Annotated in this window: 7 protein-coding genes; all 7 read left to right on the top strand. The window is 71.6% G+C overall.

Annotated elements, in window-relative coordinates; translation table 11 throughout:
- Positions 1 to 97 precede the first annotated feature (97 nt).
- The 7 genes from EJG53_RS36235 (at position 98) to EJG53_RS36265 (ending at position 21543) form a co-directional block, all read left to right on the top strand.
- Entirely contained in the window at positions 98 to 937 is an 840-nt protein-coding gene (locus EJG53_RS36235) for a hypothetical protein (protein WP_125048449.1), read from the top strand.
- A gap of 5 nt (positions 938 to 942) precedes the next feature.
- Positions 943 to 3777, top strand: a complete 2835-nt coding sequence (locus EJG53_RS36240) for a condensation domain-containing protein (protein WP_125048450.1) — start codon at positions 943 to 945, stop codon at positions 3775 to 3777.
- 60 nt (positions 3778 to 3837) lie between these two features.
- Positions 3838 to 4704 (top strand): 3-hydroxyacyl-CoA dehydrogenase family protein, encoded by an 867-nt coding sequence (locus tag EJG53_RS36245; RefSeq protein ID WP_125048451.1) that lies wholly within the window; start codon positions 3838 to 3840, stop codon positions 4702 to 4704.
- Positions 4701 to 4982 carry an acyl carrier protein gene (locus EJG53_RS36250; protein WP_125048452.1) on the top strand — a complete coding sequence of 94 codons (282 nt, stop codon included), beginning with the start codon at positions 4701 to 4703 and terminating at the stop codon, positions 4980 to 4982. The genes EJG53_RS36245 and EJG53_RS36250 overlap by 4 nt, the downstream gene beginning before the upstream one ends.
- A gap of 1 nt (position 4983) precedes the next feature.
- Entirely contained in the window at positions 4984 to 6105 is a 1122-nt protein-coding gene (locus tag EJG53_RS36255) for an acyl-CoA dehydrogenase family protein (RefSeq protein ID WP_125048453.1), read from the top strand.
- Positions 6106 to 6199: 94 nt separating this feature from the next.
- Positions 6200 to 7342, top strand: a complete 1143-nt coding sequence (locus EJG53_RS36260; RefSeq protein ID WP_125048454.1) for an HAD-IIIC family phosphatase — start codon at positions 6200 to 6202, stop codon at positions 7340 to 7342.
- Positions 7343 to 7533: 191 nt separating this feature from the next.
- Positions 7534 to 21543 (top strand): type I polyketide synthase, encoded by a 14010-nt coding sequence (locus EJG53_RS36265; RefSeq protein ID WP_244955482.1) that lies wholly within the window; start codon positions 7534 to 7536, stop codon positions 21541 to 21543.

Consider the following 21543-nt stretch of genomic DNA (forward strand, 5'->3'; position numbering starts at 1 on the left):
CCGGGAAAGCGCCGATGCCCGACCGGATTTCGTTGCTCAGTTCCGCAGGCTGCAGTGCGGGGAAACCAGCCAGCCAACTCCGATGATGGGATGAGAAGTGCCGAACGAGAACGCCTGGAGCGTCATAGCCGAGCCTGCCTCGAATTCCCTGATACTCGGCGTCGACTTTCCTGCGGCCGGCCGTCACGAGGCGGGCTTCGACGACCTGGTGAAGGGAATGGGCACCGCCTGGTCCGGGCACGGGGTGCTGCAGACCTCGCCGCCGCCGGTGCGGCTGGCCGACCGGCCGTCCGGCGACTTCTACACCGACCACTGGCTGCGGTCGGGCGACTGGGAGAAGTACGAGGTCGTGGCGGTGCTCGGATACTGCGTCGGCGCGGTCTACGCGGGCCGGGTCGCCGAGCGGCTGGCGGCGGTGCAGGGCAGGATGCCCCAGGTGGTGCTGTTCGACGCACAGCTCGCCGATCTGCCGCTGCTGGCCTCGGAGATGCACAAGATGATCGGGCAGGCCGCCGCGGTGCTCAGCGAGCAGGAGGCGGAGGGAGGCCGGAAACGGGCCGTCGAAATCGTCGCCACCCCGTCGATCGGCATGGCGGAGGCGGCCGGGCAGATGGTCGAGCTGTACCGGGAGCTGGCCGCTTCGGGTTTCCGGCGGATCGGTCTGTCGGAGTCCCGCTGCGAAGAGATGGTGCTGCTTTTCGAGTCGTACATGACCTGGCTCTCGGCCTCGTCCCGTATCGACCCGGCCGGTGCCTGGGGCGATGCGATCGGCCTCACCTCGGCCGACTACGGCGAATTGGAGAAGGCCGGTGCCACCACCGTCGTGAACGCCGCCACCGCGGCGATCGGCCGGCGGATACCCGTCGAGACCCGCCACATCGATCTCCTGCGGGATGCGTCGACCGTGCGCGCCCTGCTCGCCAACACCGAATTCTGACCGGCATGAACGACCAGCCGGACCTCTCGGCACGCGCCCCGGAATCCGCACCCCGGCCGGGGGACGCGCATACGGCCACCACGAACAAGGAAAAGGCCCTCTGGCTGCTGGAGCAGCTCGTCCCGGACACCGGGGTGAACAACCTGGGGCTGGCGCTCCAGGTGAGCGGCCGGCTGCGGCCGGACGTGCTCGGCGCGGCCCTGGCCGTGGTGGCCGGCCGGTTCGAGGTGCTGCGCACCGTGTTCCGTGCGAACGGCGCGGAGCTGCTCAAGGAGACCGTTCCGGCCGGGGAGTTCGCCGTCCCGGTGGAGCCGCTGGAGCTGTCCGGCGGGCCGCTGGCCGAGGACCTGACCGCGTTCGTGGACCGGCCCTTCCCGCTCGACGGCCGGCCCTTGATCCGGGTCGCCACCGCCACCACCGCCGACGGTGACGTGCTCTGCGTGGCCGTGCACCACCTGGTGTTCGACATGGTCTCGGTCGGCGTCCTGCTGCAGGCGCTCGTCCCGGTCTACGACGCCGTCGCGGCCGGCCGGCCGCTGCCCGAGCACGCCGTCTCGCCGGTTCCGGCCCTCGCCGAGCCCGCGCCGCGCCCCGCCGACCTCGACCACTGGCGCCGTACCCTGGACGGCTTCGACCCCACCGGCCTGGACCTGTGGTGCGGCACCCCGCGCGGGCGGCAGCCGGTGCTGGCCGGCGAGAGCGCCGTGCGGACCCTCGGCCCCCGGGCCCAGCAGGCCGCGGTCGAGCTGCAGCGTGCCGCGCGGGCGCCGATGGGCGCGGTGATGCTCGCCGCCTATGCCGCCCTGCTCGCCGCCCACGGCGCCGGCCCGGATCTGGTGATCGGCTCCCCGGTGGACGTCCGAGGGGCCGACGCCGGCGCCATCGGCTACCACGTCAACGTCGTCCCCGTCCGTATCCGGGTGGACCTCGCCGAGGGCTTCCGCCCGCTCGCCCGCCAGGCCAGGGACGCCTTCCTCGGCGCGATGGCGCACGCGCACACCTCGGTGGACGAACTCGCCGGAGAGCTGCCGGGCATCGGCACGTCCTGGCAGACCCAGCTCTTCCGGCACCTGTTCAACTTCCTCCCCGACGCGCCCGTCGGTGAGCTGCGGGTGGACGGGATGCCGACCCGGCTGCTGACGGTGGAGAACCCGCACAGCAAGTTCGACCTGGAACTGGTCGGCTCCCCGGCCCGTGCCGAACTGATGCTGCGACACTCCCGGACGCTGGCCCCCGCCGACGCCGCGGCCCTGCTGGCCCGCTTCGAGGCGCTGCTCGTCACGGCCGCCGAGGACCCGGGCCGGCCGCTCGGCGAGACGGCGGGCTGGAGCGAGCAAGACCGCGAGACGGTCGACCGGGCCAACGACACCGCATTGGACGGCCAACCAGCCACGGTAGAGGCGGCATTCACCTCCTGGGCTCGCAGTCGTCCCGCCGATGTGGCCGTGCTGGACGGCGACCGGAGCATCACCTACGGCGAGCTGGACGCGGCCGCGGACGTCGTCCGCGAGCGGCTGGCGGACGCCGGGGTGCGGCCCGCAGAGGTGGTCGCGGTCGCGGCGGCGCCGGGCGAGACGGCTGCCGCGCTCCTCGGCTGCTGGCGGGCCGGTGCCGTCTGCCTCCCGCTCGACCCCTGCGAGGAATCGTTCCTGCAGGCCCGGCGACTGACGCAGGCCGAGGCGAAGACCGTACTCACCGGAGCGGGAGTGCAGGTGCCCGCCGGAGTGGACCTGCCCGCCGGGGCGAACATGCCCCCCGCCCTGCCGCTGCCCGCGTTTCCCGGCACCGGCCCAGGCACCGGCCCCAAGCGCTCCGGCGCGCCCGCAGCCCCGTACGGCGACGAACCCCGACGGCACGCGCCCGCCTGCCGACTGCCCGCAGGCGAGGAGGCCGAGGCGCAGTCGGCCGTCGTGCTGAGCCACGCCGGTATCGCCGACACCGTCGCCCACTTCGCCCGGGGGCTCGGCGTCGGGCCCGGCACCGGTGTGCTGAACCTGGCCCGGCCCGGCACCCTCGCGGCGCTCTTCGACGCCGCCCTGGCGCTGAGCGTCGGCGGCCGGCTCGTGCCGGTTCCCCAGGAGGCCCGTACCGACGCCGCCGCCCTGCGCGCGGCTGCCGAACGGCACGGGGCGGACGTGCTGGCCGTACCGCCGGGCACCGCGCCCCAGGTGGTGGAGGAGCTGGGCAGCCAACTGTCCGGACTGACCGTCCTGGTCGCCGGTGACGAGCTGTCCGCACCGGCCGCGAAGGCGCTGCTCGCCGCGGACTGCCGGCTGTACTGCGGCTACGGCGCCCCGCAGACCACCGGCTGGGCCCTCGTCGGCCGGGTCACCACCCCCGAGGACACCCGCCGGGGCCGCCCGATCGGCAACACCCGGGCGTTCGTCGCCGCCCCCGACGGGCGGGAGCTGCCCGTCGGTGTGCGCGGAGAACTCTGCCTCGCCGGCACCGGTACGGCGCTGGACGCACCGGACGGCCCGGCCCTGCCGGACCATCCCGGATACGGGCGCCACCACCGCACCGGGCGGCTCGCCGAGTGGCAGCCGGACGGCACCCTCGTCTGGCATCCCCGCGAGCAGCCCGCTACGGACACCGTCGGGCCCACCGCCCCGGACGCCGCGGCCGACGACACCCTCGTCGGCGAGTTCGTCGCGATCTGGCAGCAACTGCTGAGCTGTGAGGTCACCGCGCAGACCCACTTCTTCGACGCGGGCGGCCACTCGCTGCTCGCCGCCGTGCTGACGCAGCAGGTCGAGGACGTCACCGGCATCGCCCTCCAACTGCGCGACGTCTTCGAGCACCCGACCCCCGCCGCCCTGGCCGCCAGGGTGCGCCGATGACCCGAACCCGCCCGACGCCGGCCGCGCCATCACCGGCCCACCGAACCCAGGGAAGAGACCATGAGTACTGCTTTCGATGAGCACCGGCTCGCCGTCGTCGGCGCCGGCGTGATGGGCACGAACATCTCGGCACTGGCCCTCGGCCACGGCGTCGACGTCGTCCTGGTCGAGACGGACGAGGGCGCCCGCGACCGGGCGGACGGCACCGTGCGGCACAAGCTGCGGCACGCCCAGTTGATGAACGTACTGCCCGCGGACCGCCCGCAGGGCACGCTGACGATCACCGCGAAGCTGGACGACATCGCGGACGCCGGCACGGTCGTCGAGGCCGTCACCGAGGTCGCCGAGGTCAAGAAGGAGGTGCTCGGCGCGGCATCCGAGCTCGTCGCGCCCGGCACCACCCTGATCTCCAACACCTCCTGCATCCCGATCGAGGAGATGGCCGCCTGGACGGCGCGCCCCGAAGACCTCCTGGGTGTGCACTTCATGAACCCCGCCTACATGATCAAGATGGTCGAGGTCATCCGGGGCCCGCAGACTTCTCCCGCCACTCTGGAACGCGCCACCGACCTGCTCACGGTCCTGGGCCGGGAATCCCTCGTCATCGAGGACTCCGCGGGCTTCGTGATCAACCGGCTGCTGCACCCGCTGATCAACACCGCGGCCATGCTCGTCCAGGAAGGCGTGGCCTCCGTCGAGACGGTGGACAACCTGCTGCAGGGCTGCCTCGGCCACGCCACCGGGCCGCTGCGCACCGGCGACCTCATCGGCCTGGAGAACCTGGTCGACTCCCTCAATGTGCTCTACGAACGCCGCGGGGACGAGAGCTGCCGCCCCTGCGACCTGCTGCTCGCCAAGGTGCGGGACGGCCACCTGGGCCGGAAGACCGGCCGGGGCTTCTACGACTACGGAAAGGCCGCATCATGACCGTCGAAGGCGAAAACGCCGCCCTCACCGCCGAGACCGTGCACAAGGAACTGCTCGACTTCCTCACCGAGCGGATCCAGACCACCGTCGAGCCGGACCAGGACCTGTTCTCCTCCGGCATGGTCTCCTCCATGTTCGCCATGCAGCTCGTCGTCCACCTGGAGGAGGCGTACGACATCGCCATCGTCGGCGGCGACCTCAAGCTGGACAACTTCCGCACCGTGCAGACCATGACCGACCTGGTGATGCGGCTGCGGGGCACGGCGGAGGCGCACTGACATGACAGACCCCCTGGCCGACGGGCGCGCCCTGATCAGCGAGCTCGTCGGCGACCGGGCCGGCGACTGGGACGTGGCCGGCGAACTGCCCGTAGAGACGCTGCGGACCCTGGGCGCCCGCGGCCTGCTGTGCGCGCAGGTCCCCGCCGACCATGGCGGCCTCGGCCTGAGCAGCGCCGCCAACGGCGAACTCACCGCCCACGCCGGCAGCCTGTGCAGCTCGCTGCGCTCGGTGATGACCTCACAGGGCATCGTGGCCTGGACCGTCCAGCGCTTCGGCGACCGCACCCAGCGGCGCGAGCTGCTCGCGGAGCTGACCGGCGGCAAACTCACCGCCGTCGGCTTCAGCGAACCGGGCGCCGGCAGCGACCTGGCGGCCATGACCACCCGCATCAAGGCCGACGGAAACGGCTACGTCATCGACGGTGAGAAGAAGTGGGTCACCGGCACCCGCTACGCCGACTTCGTGCTGATCATCGGCCGGTACGGCGACGGGGACGGCGCCGCCGCCGCGATCGTCCCCGTCGACGCGCCCGGTGTGCACATCCGGCCGGTGCCGCACCCGATGGGCTGCCGGGCCGCCGGACACGCCGACATCCGGCTGGACCAGGTACGGCTGCCCGCCTCCCACGTGCTCGGCGGCGGCGGACAGCCCCTGTCCATGCTGTTCACCACCGCCCTGACCTACGGGCGGGTGTCCATCGGATGGGGCTGCGTCGGCATCCTGCGGGCCTGCCTGGACGCGGCCGGCCGGCACGCGCAACAGCGCCACCAGGGCGAAGTGGCCCTGGCCGAGCACCAACTGGTACGCGGACACCTCGCCGACCTGATGGTCGCCGAACAGGTCGCGCTGCGCGCCTGCGAGCACGCCAGCCGGCAGTGGGACGCCGCCGCCCCTGACCTGGGCACCATGGCCGTCCTGGCCAAGCACGTCAGCGCCCAGCAGGCCGCCCGCAGCGCCGCCACCGCGGTCCAGTTGCTCGGCTCGACCGGCTCCGCCGACGGCCATGTGGTGGCCCGCGCGTTCCGTGACGCCAAGCTCATGGAACTGATCGAGGGCAGCAACGAGATCTGCCGCCTGATCCTCGCCGACCACGTGCTGTCCACCACGAAGACCGGCTGACCCGCCGGAGATCCGCCCCGCCGTCCCCGTCCCTCTGACTCCCCCCGGCCCGCGTCGTCCGCGGGCCACGCGAGCGAAGCCCGTAGGAGAACTCGTGGCCGACAAGACAACCCTCGTGAAGTGCCTGGTCTGGGACCTGGACAACACCATCTGGGACGGCACCCTGCTGGAGGACGCGAACGTCGAACCGTTCCCCGGCATCCTGGACACCCTCGTGGAGCTGGACTCCCGCGGCATCCTGCACTCCGTCTCCAGCAAGAACGACCACGACCTGGCCTGGAAGCGGCTGGAGGAACTGGGCCTGGCCGAGTACTTCGTGCACCCCCGGATCGGCTGGGGCCGCAAGTCCGACGCGGTCCGCGAGATAGCCGAGCGGCTGAACTTCGCCGAGAAGACCATCGCGTTCATCGACGACCAGCCCGCCGAGCGCGCCGAGGTCACCTACGGTGCCCCGGACGTCCGCTGCTACCCGGCCGAACAGGCCACCTCGCTCACCGGACTGCCCGAGTTCAGCCCGGCGACCGTCACCGTCGACTCCCGCCGGCGCCGCGAGATGTACCAGGCAGGCGCCCGCCGGGACGCCGAGAAGGAAACCTTCAACGGCCCCGACGAGGACTTCCTGCGCAGCCTCGACCTGGTCATGACCATCAAGCGGGCCGACGAGGAAGACCTCTCCCGCGTCGAGGAACTCACCCTGCGCACCAGCCAGATGAACGCGACCGGTGTGCACTACTCGGACGCAACGCTGCGCGCGCTGCTGGCCGACCCCGACCACGAGGTGCTGACCGTCACCCTCACCGACCGCTTCGGCCCGCACGGCGCGGTGGGCGTCCTCCTCCTGGAGCGCCACCCGCGGCTGTGGCACCTCAAGCTGCTGGCGACCTCCTGCCGGGTGGTCAGCTTCGGCGCCGGCTCGGTGATCCTCAACTGGCTCATCGACCAGGCGGCACAGGCCGGCGCGCACCTCGCCGCCGACTTCCGGCGCACCGAACGCAACCGCATGATGGACATCGCCTATCGGTTCGCCGGCTTCGGCGACGATGCCTGCGCCTGCCTTGCCGCGCTCGGAGCCGCCGCCGGGGAGGGCGTTCAGAGGCTGCACCTGCTCGCCGAACGGCGCGAGGGGCCGTCGACCATGCGTCTGCTCGCACCTGAACTGGCGCCGGGCGGCGGGGAGATGGCTCCCGAGACCGGGAAGACGATCTCTGACACTGGGGAGAAGGCCCCCGTCGGCTGACGCGCCGACGCCCGGCGGCCCGTCCGCCGGGCATAACGGGCCAGGCGCCCGCCGTGCACCGCACCCGACGCCTTTCTCCCACCCCTTTCGCTGAGCCTGCCCGCGGCAGCCGTCCGGCCCATCGGCCCCGTTCCCGGCCGAAGGACCGGCGAGCGGGTACCGCAGTCAACTTCCGGAATGCCGAGGGACTTGTGAACGACACCGATGGGCCGGCCCTGAAGGACACCGCCGCAGCCGGCGCACAGCCTTTGGCGATCGTCGGTATGAGCTGCCGCTACCCCGGCGGGGTCCGTTCACCCGATGACCTGTGGAAGCTGCTGGCCGAAGGCGGCCAGGGGCTCTCCGACTTCCCGCAGGACCGCGGCTGGAACCTCGGCTCGCTGCACGGCCAGGACCCGGACGGCACCGGAACCACGTACCTCACCCGAGGCGGATTCCTCGACGACGCCGCCGGTTTCGACGCCGCCTTCTTCGGCATTCCGCCGCGCGAGGCCCAGGCCATGGACCCCCAGCAGCGGCTGCTCCTGGAGGCATCCTGGGAGGCGCTGGAGAACGCCGCCCTCCTCCCCGCAGACCTCCGCGGCACCCGCACCGGCGTGTTCGTGGGCGCCGAACCCAGGGAGTACGGCCCCCGGCCGCACAGCGCACCAGGCAGTGCCAAGGGCCACCTGTTCACCGGCACCTCGCCCGGCGTGATGTCCGGCCGGATCTCCTACCTGCTGGGACTGCACGGTCCGTCGCTCACCGTGGACACCTCCGCCTCCAGCTCCCTGGTCGCCATCCACCTCGCGGCGCAGGCGCTGCGGACCGGCGACTGCTCGCTGGCGCTGGCCGGCGGTGTGTCCGTGATGTCCACCCCGGGGAACTTCATCGCCTTCAGCGGCCTGCGGGCCCTGTCGGCCGACGGGGTCTGCCGGCCCTTCTCGGCCGCCGCCGACGGCACCGTGTGGTCCGAAGGCGTCGGCCTGATCGTCCTGGAGCGCCTGTCCGACGCCGTACGCAACGGCCACCCCGTGCTGGCCGTGCTGCGCGGTTCGGCCATCAACTCCGACGGCACCGGCGAGGGCCTGACCGCGCCGAACGGCAGCGCCCAGCAGGCCGTCATCCGCCGCGCCCTGGCCGACGCGCACCTGACCGCCGACCAGGTGGACGCGGTGGAGGCGCACGGCACGGGGACGCGGCTGGGTGACCCGATCGAGGCGCGGGCGCTGCTGGCCACTTACGGTCAGGAGCGTCCCGAGGGCCGGCCGTTGTGGCTGGGTTCGGTGAAGTCCAACATCGGCCACACCCAGGCCGCCGCCGGTGTCGCGGGTGTCATCAAGATGGTGCTCGCCCTGTGCCACGGCGAACTCCCCGCGACCTTGCACGCACACGAGCCCACCCCCAGGGTGGACTGGTCCTCCGGCGGGGTACGGCTGCTGACCACTCCGGCACCGTGGCCGGCCGGTGCCCGCACCCGCCGCGCCGGGGTCTCCGGCTTCGGCCTCGGTGGCACCAACGTGCACCTTCTTTTGGAGGAGGGGCCGGCTGTATCCCCGGCACAGGAGGTTGAAGCCGTCGAGGAGGCCGGGGGGCCTGCGGTTCCGGTGGTGGCTGGTGCCGGTGCGTGGGTGCTGTCTGGGCGGACTGCTGGGGCGTTGGCGGCGCAGGCTGGGCGGCTGGGGGAGTGGACGGGGGCGCGTCCGGAGCTGGAACCGGCCGATGTGGCGTGGTCGCTGGCTGCCGGGCGTTCGGTCTTCGAGCACCGGGGTGTCGTGGTGGGTACGGGGCGTGCTGAGCTGCTCGGGGGTGTGAGGAGCCTGGCGTCGGGTGTTCCGGGTGGGGCCGTGGTATCCGGTGTGGCTCGGTCGGGTGTTCGGCCGGTGTTTGCTTTTGCTGGTCAGGGTTCGCAGTGGGTGGGGATGGGGCGGGAGCTGGCGGGGGTTTCGCCGGTGTTCGCGGGGCGGCTGGCGGAGTGTGCTGCGGCGTTGGAGCCGTACGTTGACTGGTCGCTCAGCGACGTCCTGGCGGGTACGGAGGGCGTTCCTGCGATGGAGGCTGCCGATGTCGTCCAGCCCGCGCTGTGGGCGGTGATGGTGTCGCTGGCCGCTGTCTGGGAGGCGGCCGGTGTCGCCCCGGAGGCGGTGGTCGGTCACTCGCAAGGCGAGATTGCCGCTGCCACGGTCGCCGGGATGCTCTCGCTTGAGGATGGCGCGCGTGTGGTGGCGTTGCGGTCGCGTGCGCTGAAGGTGCTGGCGGGTGCCGGTGGCATGCTGTCGGTCAGTCGTCCGGCGGCGGAGGTCGAGGAGCGTCTGGCCCGGTTCGGCGACCGGCTGTCCCTGGCGGCGGTCAACGGTCCGTCGGCGACGGTGGTGTCCGGTGAGCCGGAGGCTCTGGAGGAGCTGAGGGCGGAGTTCGAGGCGGAGGGCGCCCGGGCCCGCATGGTGGCGGTGGACTACGCCTCCCACTCCGCTCAGGTGGACCGGCTGGAGGAGGAGATCACCTCTGTCCTGGCCGGAATCTCCCCGCGCCGGGGCAGGGTCCCGATGGTGTCCGCGATGACCGGCGAGACGCTGACCGGCGAGGAGCTGGATGCCGGTTACTGGTTCCGCAGCCTGCGAGCGACGGTGCATTACGACCGTGCGGTGCGGGTGCTGGCCGGTCGTGGGCATCAGGTGTTCGTCGAGGTGACACCGCATCCGGTGCTGGTCGGTGCCATGCACGACACCCTTCAGGACCTCGCCCGGGGGGCCGGTCCTGGCGCGATACCGGGCGCTGTTTGCGGGACGCTGCGGCGGGACAACGGCGGCGCCGAGCGTCTGCTGGCCTCGCTGGCCGAGGCGTACGTCAACGGGGCGTCGGTGGACTGGCAGGCAGTGCTCCCCGCTGGGAAGCGGGTGGAGCTGCCGACGTACGCGTTCCAGCACGAGCGGTACTGGCTCGACGCCGACGCTCCCACGCAGCCGGCCGAGGAGCCGCAGACCGCGGACCTCACCGCTGCCACCGACACGACCGCAGGGTGGGGGCTGCGCGGACAGCTCGCCGGCCGGCCGGAGCCCGAACAGCACCAGCTCGTTCTGGACCTGGTCATCACGCAGGCCGCAGCCGTACTCGGCCATGCGGCACCGGCAGCCCTGGACCCCGCGCGTACCTTCAAGGAACTGGGCTTCGACTCGGTGACCGGAGTCGACCTGCGCAACCGGCTGAGCACCGCGGCCGCCCTCCAACTGCCCAGCACGCTGATCTTCGACCACCCCACACCGCTCGCGCTCGCCGGCTTCCTGCACGGCGAAGCGCAGGGCCACGCCCCTTCGGCCGGGGCCGTCGGCTCCACCAGGACGCAGGCACCCGCAGGAGGTGACGAGCCCATTGCCATCGTGGCGATGAGCTGCCGCCTGCCAGGCGGCCTTGACACCCCCGAGCGCCTGTGGGAGCTACTTGCCGCTGGCGGTGAGGCAGTGGCCCCACTCCCCGCCGACCGCGGCTGGGACCTCTCCCGGCAGCACGACGGGGCTGACCAGGACGCAGCCTCCGCGAGCCACGATGCGTCCACAACCGGGCTGTCCACCCGTGGCGGTGGCTTCCTCACCGGCGCAGGCGACTTCGACGCCGCCTTCTTCGGAATCAGCCCGCGCGAAGCGCTGGCCATGGACCCGCAGCAGCGGCTGCTGCTCGAACTCTCCTGGGAAGCCTTCGAGCGCGCAGGCATCGACCCAGGGCGCCTGCGGGGTTCGGCGACCGGCGTCTTCGCCGGCGCGTCCCCGTCCGGATACGGCAGTCACGCGCCCGAAGAACTCACGGGCCACCTGCAGCCCGGCATCACTCCCAGCGTGATCTCCGGCCGGGTGGCCTACACGCTCGGACTCGAAGGCCCCGCCCTGACGGTGGACACCGCCTGCTCCTCCTCGCTGGTGGCACTGCACCTGGCCGTCCGGTCGCTGCGGTCCGGCGAGTGCGAGCTGGCCCTCGCGGGCGGCGTCACCGTACACGCCACCACGTCCTGGCTGAACTGGTTCGACCGCCAGCGGGGGCTGGCCCCCGACGGTCGCTGCAAGGCATACGCCGACCAGGCCGACGGAATGGGCATGGGCGAAGGCGCCGGCCTCCTGGTGCTGGAACGCTTGTCCGACGCGCAGCGCAACGGTCACAAGGTGCTGGCGGTGGTGCGGGGCAGTGCGGTCAACCAGGACGGTGCTTCCAACGGCCTTACGGCGCCGAATGGCCCGTCGCAGCAGCGGGTGATCCGGGCGGCGTTGGCTGACGCGGACCTGGAGCCGGCCGATGTGGATGTGGTGGAGGGTCACGGTACGGGGACGCGGCTGGGTGATCCGATCGAGGCGCAGGCGCTGCTGGCCACCTACGGTCAGGACCGTCCGGAGGGCCGGCCGTTGTGGCTGGGGTCGGTGAAGTCCAACATCGGGCACGCTCAGTCCGCCGCGGGCGTGGCAGGCGTCCTCAAACTCGTCCTCGCCCTTCAACACGGAGAAGTGCCGAGGACCCTGCACGCCGACCAGCCGTCTTCGCAGGTGGACTGGGATGCGGGTGCGGTGCGGCTGGTTACTGAGGCGGTGCCGTGGCCGGAGAGGGGCGAGCGCCCGCGTCGGGCCGGCGTCTCCTCGTTCGGCATCAGCGGTACCAACGCTCACGTGATCATTGAGCAGGCCCCGAGTGCCGAGGGTGCGCTCCTTTCGGGGGCGGCTCCAGGCGTTGGTGCGGACGGTGTTGCCGGTGCGGAGTTGTCTCTGTTGCCGTGGGTGGTTTCCGGTCGTTCGGAGGCGGGGCTTGCGGGTCAGGCTGGGCGGCTGGCGGAGTTTGTGCAGGCGTCGGGGTCTGGTCTGCGGCCGGTGGATGTGGGCTGGTCGCTGGTGTCGTCGCGTGCGGTGTTGGAGCATCGGGCGGTGGTGCTGGGCTCAGGCCGGGAGGAGTTGGTTGCTGGGCTGGGTGCCGTTGCTGAGGGTCGTGACCTGCCCGGTGTGGTGAGCGGCGCTGCGGGTGGGGCGGGCAAGATGGGTTTTGTCTTCACCGGGCAGGGCGCCCAGCGGGTCGGCATGGGCCGCCAGCTCTACGAGGCGTTCCCCGTGTTCGCGGCGGCTTTCGATGAGGTGTGTGCGGGGCTGGATGCGCACCTTGGGGGTTCGCTGGCCGCGGTGGTGCGGGGTGAGGGTGACCCGTCGTGGCCGGGGCAGGGCCATATCGATGAGACGGTGTGGGCTCAGCCTGCGCTGTTCGCGGTGGAGGTGGCGCTGTTCCGCCTGCTGACGTCGTGGGGTGTGGTGCCGCAGGTGGTGGCGGGCCACTCGATCGGTGAGCTGGCTGCGGCCCATGTGGCGGGGGTGTGGTCTCTGGAGGATGCCTGCGCGGTGGTGGCGGCCCGTGGCCGTCTGATGCAGGAGTTGCCGCAGGGTGGGGCGATGGTGGCGGTGGAGGCCGCCGAGGAACAGGTCCGCGAAGTCATTGCCGGCCGCCCGGGGGTCGGGATTGCTGCGGTGAACGGGCCGCGTGCGGTGGTGGTGTCCGGCGTCGAGGACGACGTGCTGGCGGTGGCGGAGGAACTGGCGCAGACGGGGTCGCGTACACGTCGTCTGCAGGTCTCGCACGCCTTCCATTCGCCGTTGATGGAGCCGATGCTGGACCGGTTCACGGAGGCGATCGCCCACGTCACGTACCGGAAACCGCAGGTGACGATGGTCTCCGCGCTCACCGGTGGCCCTGTTTCGGAGGAGGTCACCGACCCCTCGTACTGGGTGCGGCATGTGCGTGAGGCGGTCCGTTTCGCGGATGCCGTGGAGGCGATGCGTGGGCTCGGTGTGGGGACCTTCATCGAGCTCGGTCCGGACGGTGTGTTGTCCGGCATGGGCCCGCAGACCCGCATCGACAGCGAGGGCCAGGACACGACCGGCTCCGAGGCATGGCTGCCAGTGTTGCGCCGTGGCCGCGATGAACCGCGTGCCCTGCTGACCGCACTGGCCAAGGTATTCGTCCGTGGGGTCCCGGTTGCCTGGGACGCGCTGTACACCGGCACCGGTGCCCAGCGCGTGGATCTGCCCACGTACGCCTTCCAGCGTCAACGCTATTGGCTGCCGTCCGCGCCCGCCCTTCTGAACGCGACGGATTTGGGCCAGTACACGACCCGTCACCCGTTGTTGGGGGCGGCTGTGAAGTCGCCGGCCAGTGGTGGCGTGGTGCTCACGGGGCGGCTTTCGCTTTCGGGGCAGCCCTGGCTTGCGGATCACGTGGTGGCGGGTCAGGTGGTGGTGCCTGGTGCGGCGTTGGTGGAGATGGTGGTCCGTGCCGGTGATGAGGTGGGGTGCTCGCGGGTCGAGGAGTTGCTGAGCGAGGCTCCGCTGGTGCTGCCTGCGCAGGGCGGGGTGCGGGTGCAGGTCACGGTGGAGGAGCCGGACGCGTCCGGGCACCGCGCAGTCAGTGTCTATGCGCAGGACGAGGATGTCCCGCCGGAGGGGGAGTGGACCCGGCACGCAACCGGCACGCTCTCCACCGCAAGGGAAGCTGGCGACGGACGTTCACACAGTCGCCTCCAGCAGTGGCCGTCTCCCGGAGCCGAGCCCGTCGAGCTGACCGATTTCTATTCCGCATTGTCGGCCCGTGGTCTCTCCTACGGTCCGGTCTTCCAGGGTGTGCGGGCGGCCTGGCGTCTGGGTGAGGAACTGTTCGCTGAGGTCGCCCTGCCGCAGGGTGTGGTGGTGGACGGGTTCGGGTTGCATCCGGCGTTGTTGGATGCGGCGTTGCACGTCATTGTGGGTGTGGGGGAGCGTGCGGGTGGGTTGGAGGTGCCGTTTGCCTGGCGGGATGTGGAGTTGTATGCCACTGGTGCTCAGGTGGCCCGTGTCCGTGTGGTGCCGCAGACCGATGGCGAGGGTGTTTCGCTCAGCCTGGCGGATGCTGACGGCGCGCTGATCGCCTCCATCGGCTCCCTGACCCTGCGGCCGTTCGACGCTGCCGCTACCGGTGCAGGAGACGGCCTGTGCGGGATCGACTGGGTGCCTGTTACGGCCGCTATATCCGACCCGGGCTCGGGCCCGGAGTCGTTGGGCCGGTGGGCTGTGCTCGGGGATCCGGCGGTTGTGCCGGATCTGCCTGGTGCTGTGGTTTTCCCGGATGTTGCGGGGTTGGTGGCGGCGGTGGAGGCGGGGGCTGAGGTCCCGCAGATGGTGGTGGCGCCGGTGTTGCCGGCAGTCGGGCCTGGTGGCACTGCGGATGTGGCCCGTCGTGCGGCGGTGGACGTTCTGGGTTTGGTGCAGCGGTGGTTGGCTGCTGATGCGTTGTCTGGTGCGCGGTTGTTGGTGTTGACCGAGCGTGCGGTGGATGCTGGCGCGGGGGTGCCGGTGGAGGTTGCGGCGGCTTCGGTGTGGGGTCTGGTGCGGGTGGCGCAGTCGGAGAATCCGGGTCGGTTGCTGCTGGCGGACGTGGACGAGGTGTCCGTACCCGGTGTGGATCTGGCCGGATGGCTGCGTGCCGGGGTGGAGCTGGGGGAGCCGCAGTGGTCGGTTCGGGGCGGGCAGATCCGGGTGCCGCGCCTGGTGCGTCTGCCGTCCCGGCCCCTCATGGAGGACACCCGTCCGGGCACGGTGTTGGTGACTGGTGCTTCGGGGGTGCTGGGTGGGTTGGTGGCCCGGCATCTGGCGAGGTCGGGTCGGGCGGAGCATCTGGTGCTGCTCTCCCGTCGCGGCGGCGGCGCCCCCGGGATGCCTGGACTCGTGGTCGATCTCCAGGAGATGGGTGTCAAGGTCACGGTGGCTGCCTGTGATGCGGCCGACCGGGATCAGCTTGCCGGTGTCCTTGAGGGCGTGGCGCTGACGGGTGTGGTGCATGCGGCAGGTGTGCTGGATGACGGGGTGGTCGGCTCGCTGACTGCGGAGCGGCTGGAGGCGGTGCTGCGGCCGAAGGTGGACGCGGCCTGGAACCTGCATGAGCTGACCTGTGACCTGGGCCTGGAGCTCGACATGTTCGTGTTGTTCTCGTCCATCGCGGGGGTGATCGGTAATGCCGGTCAGGCCAACTACGCGGCGGGCAACACGTTCCTGGACGCGTTGGCCGCCCACCGGCGCCACCACGGCTTGCCCGCCGTATCGCTGGCCTGGGGGCCTTGGGAAAACGGCATGGCCGGTGCCCTGAACGAGGTGGACCAGCGCCGGATGTCCCGACAGGGACTGCGCCCGCTGTCCGCGCCGGACGGGCTGGCCCTGCTGGACACCGCCCTCCGCACCGACCGGTCCGCGCTGGTCACCACCGGACTGGACCTGGCCGCGCTGCGCCGTTCCGGGGAGGTGCCGCCGCTGCTCTCCGGCCTGCTGTCGGCCACGCGCGGCGGCCACTCGCAGCCCGCCCGCCGCACGGTCGCCGAACCGGCCGCCGACAACCGGAGCCCGCTGGCTGCACGGCTCGTCGGGCTCGCACCGGGCGAGCGGACCGAGACTGCTCTCCAACTGGTCGCGACGGAGGCCGCGCTGGTACTGGGGATGACCGGGCCGGAGGCCGTCGAATCCGCCCGCTCGTTCCGGGACACCGGCTTCGACTCGCTGACCGCCGTCGAGCTGCGCAACCGACTGAACAGGGCGACGGGCCTGCGGCTGCCCGCCACCACCGTCTTCGACCACCCGACCCCGGCCACGCTGGCGGCGCATGTGCTGGCCGAACTGCTGGGCGAGGACGAGGCCGGCCCGATGGATGCCACCGTCCCGACGACCAATGTCCCGGGTGGGGCCGACGATCCGGTCGTCATCGTCGGTATGGCCTGCCGGTTCCCTGGTGGAGTGTCCTCGGCGGAGGGGCTGTGGGAGCTGGTGGAGTCGCGTGGTGACGGGATCGGTGCCTTCCCGTCGGACCGTGGCTGGCCGGAGGATGTAGTGGATCCCGACCCTGACGCGGTGGGCAAGAGCGTCTCCGGTGAGGGTGGCTTCCTGTATGACGCTGCTGAGTTCGACGCGGAGTTCTTCGGGATCAGCCCGCGTGAGGCGGTCGCGATGGATCCGCAGCAGCGGTTGTTGCTGGAGACTTCCTGGGAGGCGCTGGAGAACGCCGGTATCGATGCCACGGCCCTGCGCGGCAGCCCGACCGGCGTGTTCGCCGGGCTCTTCTACCACGACTACCTGCCCTGGCATGCGGTCCCGGAAGAGGCCGAGGGATACCTCGGCACCGGTAGCACGGGCTCGGTGGCCTCCGGACGGGTGGCTTATGCGCTGGGCCTGGAGGGTCCGGCCGTGACGGTGGATACGGCCTGCTCGTCCTCGCTGGTGGCGCTGCACCTGGCAGCCCAGTCGCTGCGGTCCGGTGAAAGCACCCTGGCACTCGCAGGCGGAGTCACGGTGATGGGCACCCCCGGTACCTTTATCGACTTTTCCCGTCAGCGTGGACTGGCCGCGGACGGCCGCTGCAAGTCCTATGCGGAGGGCGCGGACGGTACTGCCTGGGGTGAGGGCGTCGGCGTGCTGGTCGTGGAGCGGTTCTCGGATGCCCGGCGTAATGGGCATCGGGTGCTGGCGGTGGTGCGGGGCAGTGCGGTCAATCAGGACGGTGCGTCCAACGGTCTGACGGCGCCGAATGGTCTGTCGCAGCGTCGGGTGATCCGGGCGGCGTTGGCCGACGCGGGGCTGAAGCCGGTTGATGTGGATGTGGTGGAGGGCCACGGCACCGGGACACGGTTGGGCGACCCCATCGAGGCGCAGGCGTTGCTGGCTACCTACGGGCAGGACCGTCCGCAGGACCGGCCGTTGTGGCTGGGGTCGGTGAAGTCCAACATCGGGCATGCGCAGGCGGCTGCGGGCGTGGCCGGCATCGTGAAGATGGTGGCCGCGATGGAGCGAGGGGTGGTTCCGGCGACGTTGTATGCGGAGCAGCCGTCTTCGCAGGTGGACTGGGATGCGAGGGCGGTGCGACTGGTTACTGAGGCGGTGCCGTGGCCGGAGACGGGTGAGCGTCCGCGCCGGGCTGGTGTGTCTTCGTTCGGGTTCTCCGGGACCAATGCTCACGTGATCATCGAGCAGGCTCCGAGCGTGGAGGGCGCGTCTCTTCCGGGGGCGGCGCCCGAGGCTACGGGCGGGGTTGCCGGTACGGAGCTGCCCTTGCTGCCGTGGGTGGTTTCCGGTCGTTCGGAGGCGGGTTTGGCCGGGCAGGCGGGGCGGCTGGCCGCGTTTGTCGGACAGGACGCGGGTGTGCGGCCGGTCGATGTGGGCTGGTCGTTGGCGTCGTCGCGTGCGGTGCTGGAGCATCGGGCCGTGATGCTGGGATCGGACCGGGAGGAGCTGGTCACTGCTCTAGGGGCCCTCGCGGAGGGCCGTGATCTGCCGGGCGTGGTCAGCGGTGTTGCAGGTGTTGCGGGCCGTCTCGGTTTCGTCTTCACCGGGCAGGGCGCGCAGCGGGTTGGCATGGGCCGCCAGCTTTACGAGGCGTTCCCGGTGTTCGCGGCGGCTTTCGATGAGGTGTGTGCGGGGCTGGACGCGCACCTTGAGGGTTCGCTGGCGGCGGTGGTGCGGGGTGAGGGTGACCCGTCGTGGCCGGGTGGGGGTCGTATCGATGAGACGGTGTGGGCCCAACCCGCGCTGTTCGCGGTGGAGGTGGCACTGTTCCGCCTGCTCACCTCGTGGGGCGTAGCACCGCAGGTCGTGGCGGGCCACTCGATCGGCGAGCTGGCGGCGGCACACGTGGCAGGGGTGTGGTCCCTGGACGACGCCTGCGCCGTGGTGGCGGCCCGGGGTCGCCTGATGCAGGAGCTGCCGCACGGCGGGGCGATGGTGGCGGTGGAGGCCGCCGAGGAACAGGTACGTGAGGCCCTGGCCGGTCGCCCCGGGGTCGGGATTGCTGCGGTGAACGGGCCGCGTGCGGTGGTGGTATCCGGCGTCGAGGACGACGTGTTGGCGGTGGCGGAGGAGCTGTCACAGGCAGGAGCGCGCACGCGTCGCCTTCAGGTCTCGCACGCCTTCCACTCACCGCTGATGGAACCGATGCTGGACCGGTTCGCGGAATCGATCGCCCACATCACGTACCAAAAGCCGCAGCTAACGATGGTCTCGGCCCTGACCGGCCGCCCCGTCACGGAGGAGGTCACCGACCCTTCGTACTGGGTCCGGCACGTCCGCGAGGCGGTCCGTTTCGCAGATGCCACAGAAGCGATGCGAGAGGCCGGCGTACGCACCTTCATCGAGCTCGGCCCGGACGGCGTACTGTCCGGCATGGCCGCACAGAGCCGTACCGACAGCGAGGGTGAGTCGGGCTCTGAAGCCTGGCTGCCGGTGCTGCGCCGTGGTCGCGACGAACCGCTCGCTCTGCTGACCGCGCTGGCGAAGGTATTCGTCCGAGGAGTCCCGGTGCGCTGGGAAGAGGTCTATGCGGGCACCGGCGCCCAGCGCGTGGACCTGCCCACGTACGCCTTCCAGCGGCAGCGGTACTGGCTGCCGACCGCGCCCGCCCACTTGGACGCGGCCGGCCTGGGGCAATCCGCCACCCTGCACCCATTGTTGGCGGCGACGGTCGCACTACCGGCCAGCGGCGGTGTGGCACTGACGGGGCGGCTTTCCCTTTCGGGGCAGCCCTGGCTTGCGGATCACGTGGTGGCGGGCCAGGCGGTGGTGCCCGGCGCGGTGCTGGTCGAGATGGCGGTCCGTGCGGGTGATGAGGTGGGGTGCTCGCGGGTCGAGGAGTTGCTGAGCGAGGCTCCGCTGGTGCTGCCTGCGCGGGGTGGGATGCGGGTGCAGGTCACGGTGGAGGAGCCGGACGCGTCCGGGCGCCGCGCGGTCAGCATCCACGCCCAGAGCGAGGGGAGCCCCCCGGAGGCGGCGTGGACCCGGCACGCGACCGGCGTTCTCGCCCCGGCCGGAGTGGCAGCCGCTACCGGCGACGCGGTGACGCAGTGGCCGCCGACCGGTGCGGTGTCTGTTGCATTGGACGACTTCTACTCCGGGTTGGCGAAGCACGGACTGAGCTATGGTCCGGTCTTCCAGGGTGTGCGGGCGGCCTGGCGTCTGGGTGAGGAACTGTTCGCTGAGGTCGCCCTGCCGCAGGACGTAGTGGTGGACGGGTTCGGGTTGCATCCGGCGTTGTTGGATGCGGCGTTGCACGTCATTGTGGGCGCGGGGGAGCGTGCGGGCGGGTTGGAGGTGCCGTTTGCCTGGCGGGATGTGGAGTTGTATGCCACTGGTGCTCAGGTGGCCCGGGTCCGGGTGGTGCCGGAGACCGATGGCGAGGGTGTTTCGCTCAGCCTGGCGGATGCCGACGGCGCGCTGATCGCCTCCGTCGGTTCCCTGACCCTGCGGCCGTTCGACGCTGCCGCCGCCCAATCCGCCGAGGACCTGTTCACGGTGGAATGGGTGCCGGCCGCGCTGACGGCGGACGGTTCCGGCGCGGCGGAGGGCCCGTGGGCCGTGCTCGGCGAGGACGTCCCAGGCGCCGCGAGCTACCCGGACCTGCCGGCCCTGGTGGCGGCGGTCGAGGCCGGTGCCGAGGCTCCACGGACCGTTGTGGTGCGCGTTACGCCTGAGCGGCCCACGCCGGATGTCGCAGCTACGGCCCGTCGTACCACGGTGGACGTACTGAAGTTGGTGCAGCGATGGTTGGCTGCTGACGTGCTGTCCGGTGCACGGCTGTTGGTGTTGACCGAGCGTGCGGTCGATGCTGGCCCGGGGGTGCCGGTGGAGGTTGCGGCGGCTTCGGTGTGGGGTCTGGTGCGGGTGGCGCAGTCGGAGAATCCGGGTCGGTTGCTGCTGGCGGATGTGGACGAGGTGTCCGTACCCGGTGTGGATCTGGCCGGATGGCTGCGTGCCGGGGTGGAGCTGGGGGAGCCGCAGTGGTCGGTTCGGGGCGGGCAGATCCGGGTGCCCAGGCTCACCCGCGCCACAACGGAGACCAGTGCCGGGGTCCGCCCAGGCACGGTGTTGGTGACCGGTGCTTCGGGGGTGCTGGGTGGGTTGGTGGCCCGGCATCTGGCGAGGTCGGGTCGGGCGGAGCATCTGGTGCTGCTCTCCCGTCGCGGCGGCGACGCCCCCGGGGTGGCTGGACTCGTTGTTGATCTTCAGGAGATGGGTGTCAAGGTCACGGTGGCTGCCTGTGATGCGGCCGATCGGGATCAGCTTGCCGGTGTCCTTGAGGGCGTGGCGCTGACGGGTGTGGTGCATGCGGCGGGTGTGCTGGATGACGGGGTGGTCGGCTCGCTGACTGCGGAGCGGTTGGAGGCGGTGCTGCGGCCGAAGGTGGACGCGGCCTGGAATCTGCACGAGCTGACCTGTGACCTGGGCCTGGAGCTGGACACGTTCGTGTTGTTCTCGTCCATCGCGGGGGTGATCGGTAATGCCGGTCAGGCCAACTACGCGGCGGGCAACACCTTCCTGGACGCGTTGGCCGCCCACCGGCGCCATCACGGCTTGCCCGCCGTATCACTGGCCTGGGGCCCCTGGGAGAACGGAATGGCCGGCCGGCTCACCGTCGCCGAACGTCAAAGACTGACCCAGCAGGGACTGCTGCCGCTCACCGACGCGCGCGGCCTCGCGGTGCTGGACGCCGCCGTGGACCGGCCCGAACCACTGCTGGTGGCCGCCGAGCTGGACCTGGCGGCGGTGCGCCGTTCCGGGGAGGTGCCGTCCGTGCTCTCCGGGCTGGTGCCCGGTCCGCGCACCGGTAAGCCCGCCCGTCCGACAGCAGGCGGCCGGCGCAGCGTCCTGGACCGTACAGAGGAGCAACAGACACTCGCCGAGCGGCTGGGCCGATTGGGCCGGGGAGAGGCCCTGGACACCCTGCGGGAACTCGTCCTGGCGGAGTCCGCTCTGGTACTGGGCATGTCTGGCCCCGACAGGCTGGACGCGGACCGCTCGTTCCGCGATGTCGGCTTCGACTCGCTCACCGCCGTCAAACTGCGCAACCGGCTGAACAAGGCCACCGGGCTGCGGCTGCCACCCACCGTGGTCTTCGACCATCCGAGCCCGGCGGCGCTGAGCGGCTTCCTCGCGGAGGAACTGCTCGGCTCGGCTCCCGAGGAACCGCACGTGCTCGCGGCCCACTCCGGACTTGACCGGGTCGAAGCCTCGCTCGCCGGCCTGATGGCCGACGAATCCGTACGGATGCAGGTCAGTGAGCGGCTCAAGCAGATGCTCGGCGTGCTGAACGCGACCGCCGGAACCGACGACGGTGACGACGACGGCGACTCGGTCGCCGACCGGATCCAGTCGGCCAGCGACGACGACATGTTCGACTTCATCGACAACCAGCTCGGGCTCTGA

Origin of the sequence: Streptomyces chrestomyceticus JCM 4735, assembly GCF_003865135.1 — a bacterium.
GTDB classification, from domain to species: domain Bacteria; phylum Actinomycetota; class Actinomycetes; order Streptomycetales; family Streptomycetaceae; genus Streptomyces; species Streptomyces chrestomyceticus.

What these genes read in the sequence shown, in the direction of transcription:
- EJG53_RS36255 (WP_125048453.1), top strand. Translation starts at nt 4,984, where the DNA reads ATGACAGACCCCCTGGCCGACGGGCGCGCCCTGATCAGCGAGCTCGTC.
- EJG53_RS36250 (WP_125048452.1), top strand. Translation starts at nt 4,701, where the DNA reads ATGACCGTCGAAGGCGAAAACGCCGCCCTCACCGCCGAGACCGTGCAC.
- EJG53_RS36240 (WP_125048450.1), top strand. Translation starts at nt 943, where the DNA reads ATGAACGACCAGCCGGACCTCTCGGCACGCGCCCCGGAATCCGCACCC.
- EJG53_RS36245 (WP_125048451.1), top strand. Translation starts at nt 3,838, where the DNA reads ATGAGTACTGCTTTCGATGAGCACCGGCTCGCCGTCGTCGGCGCCGGC.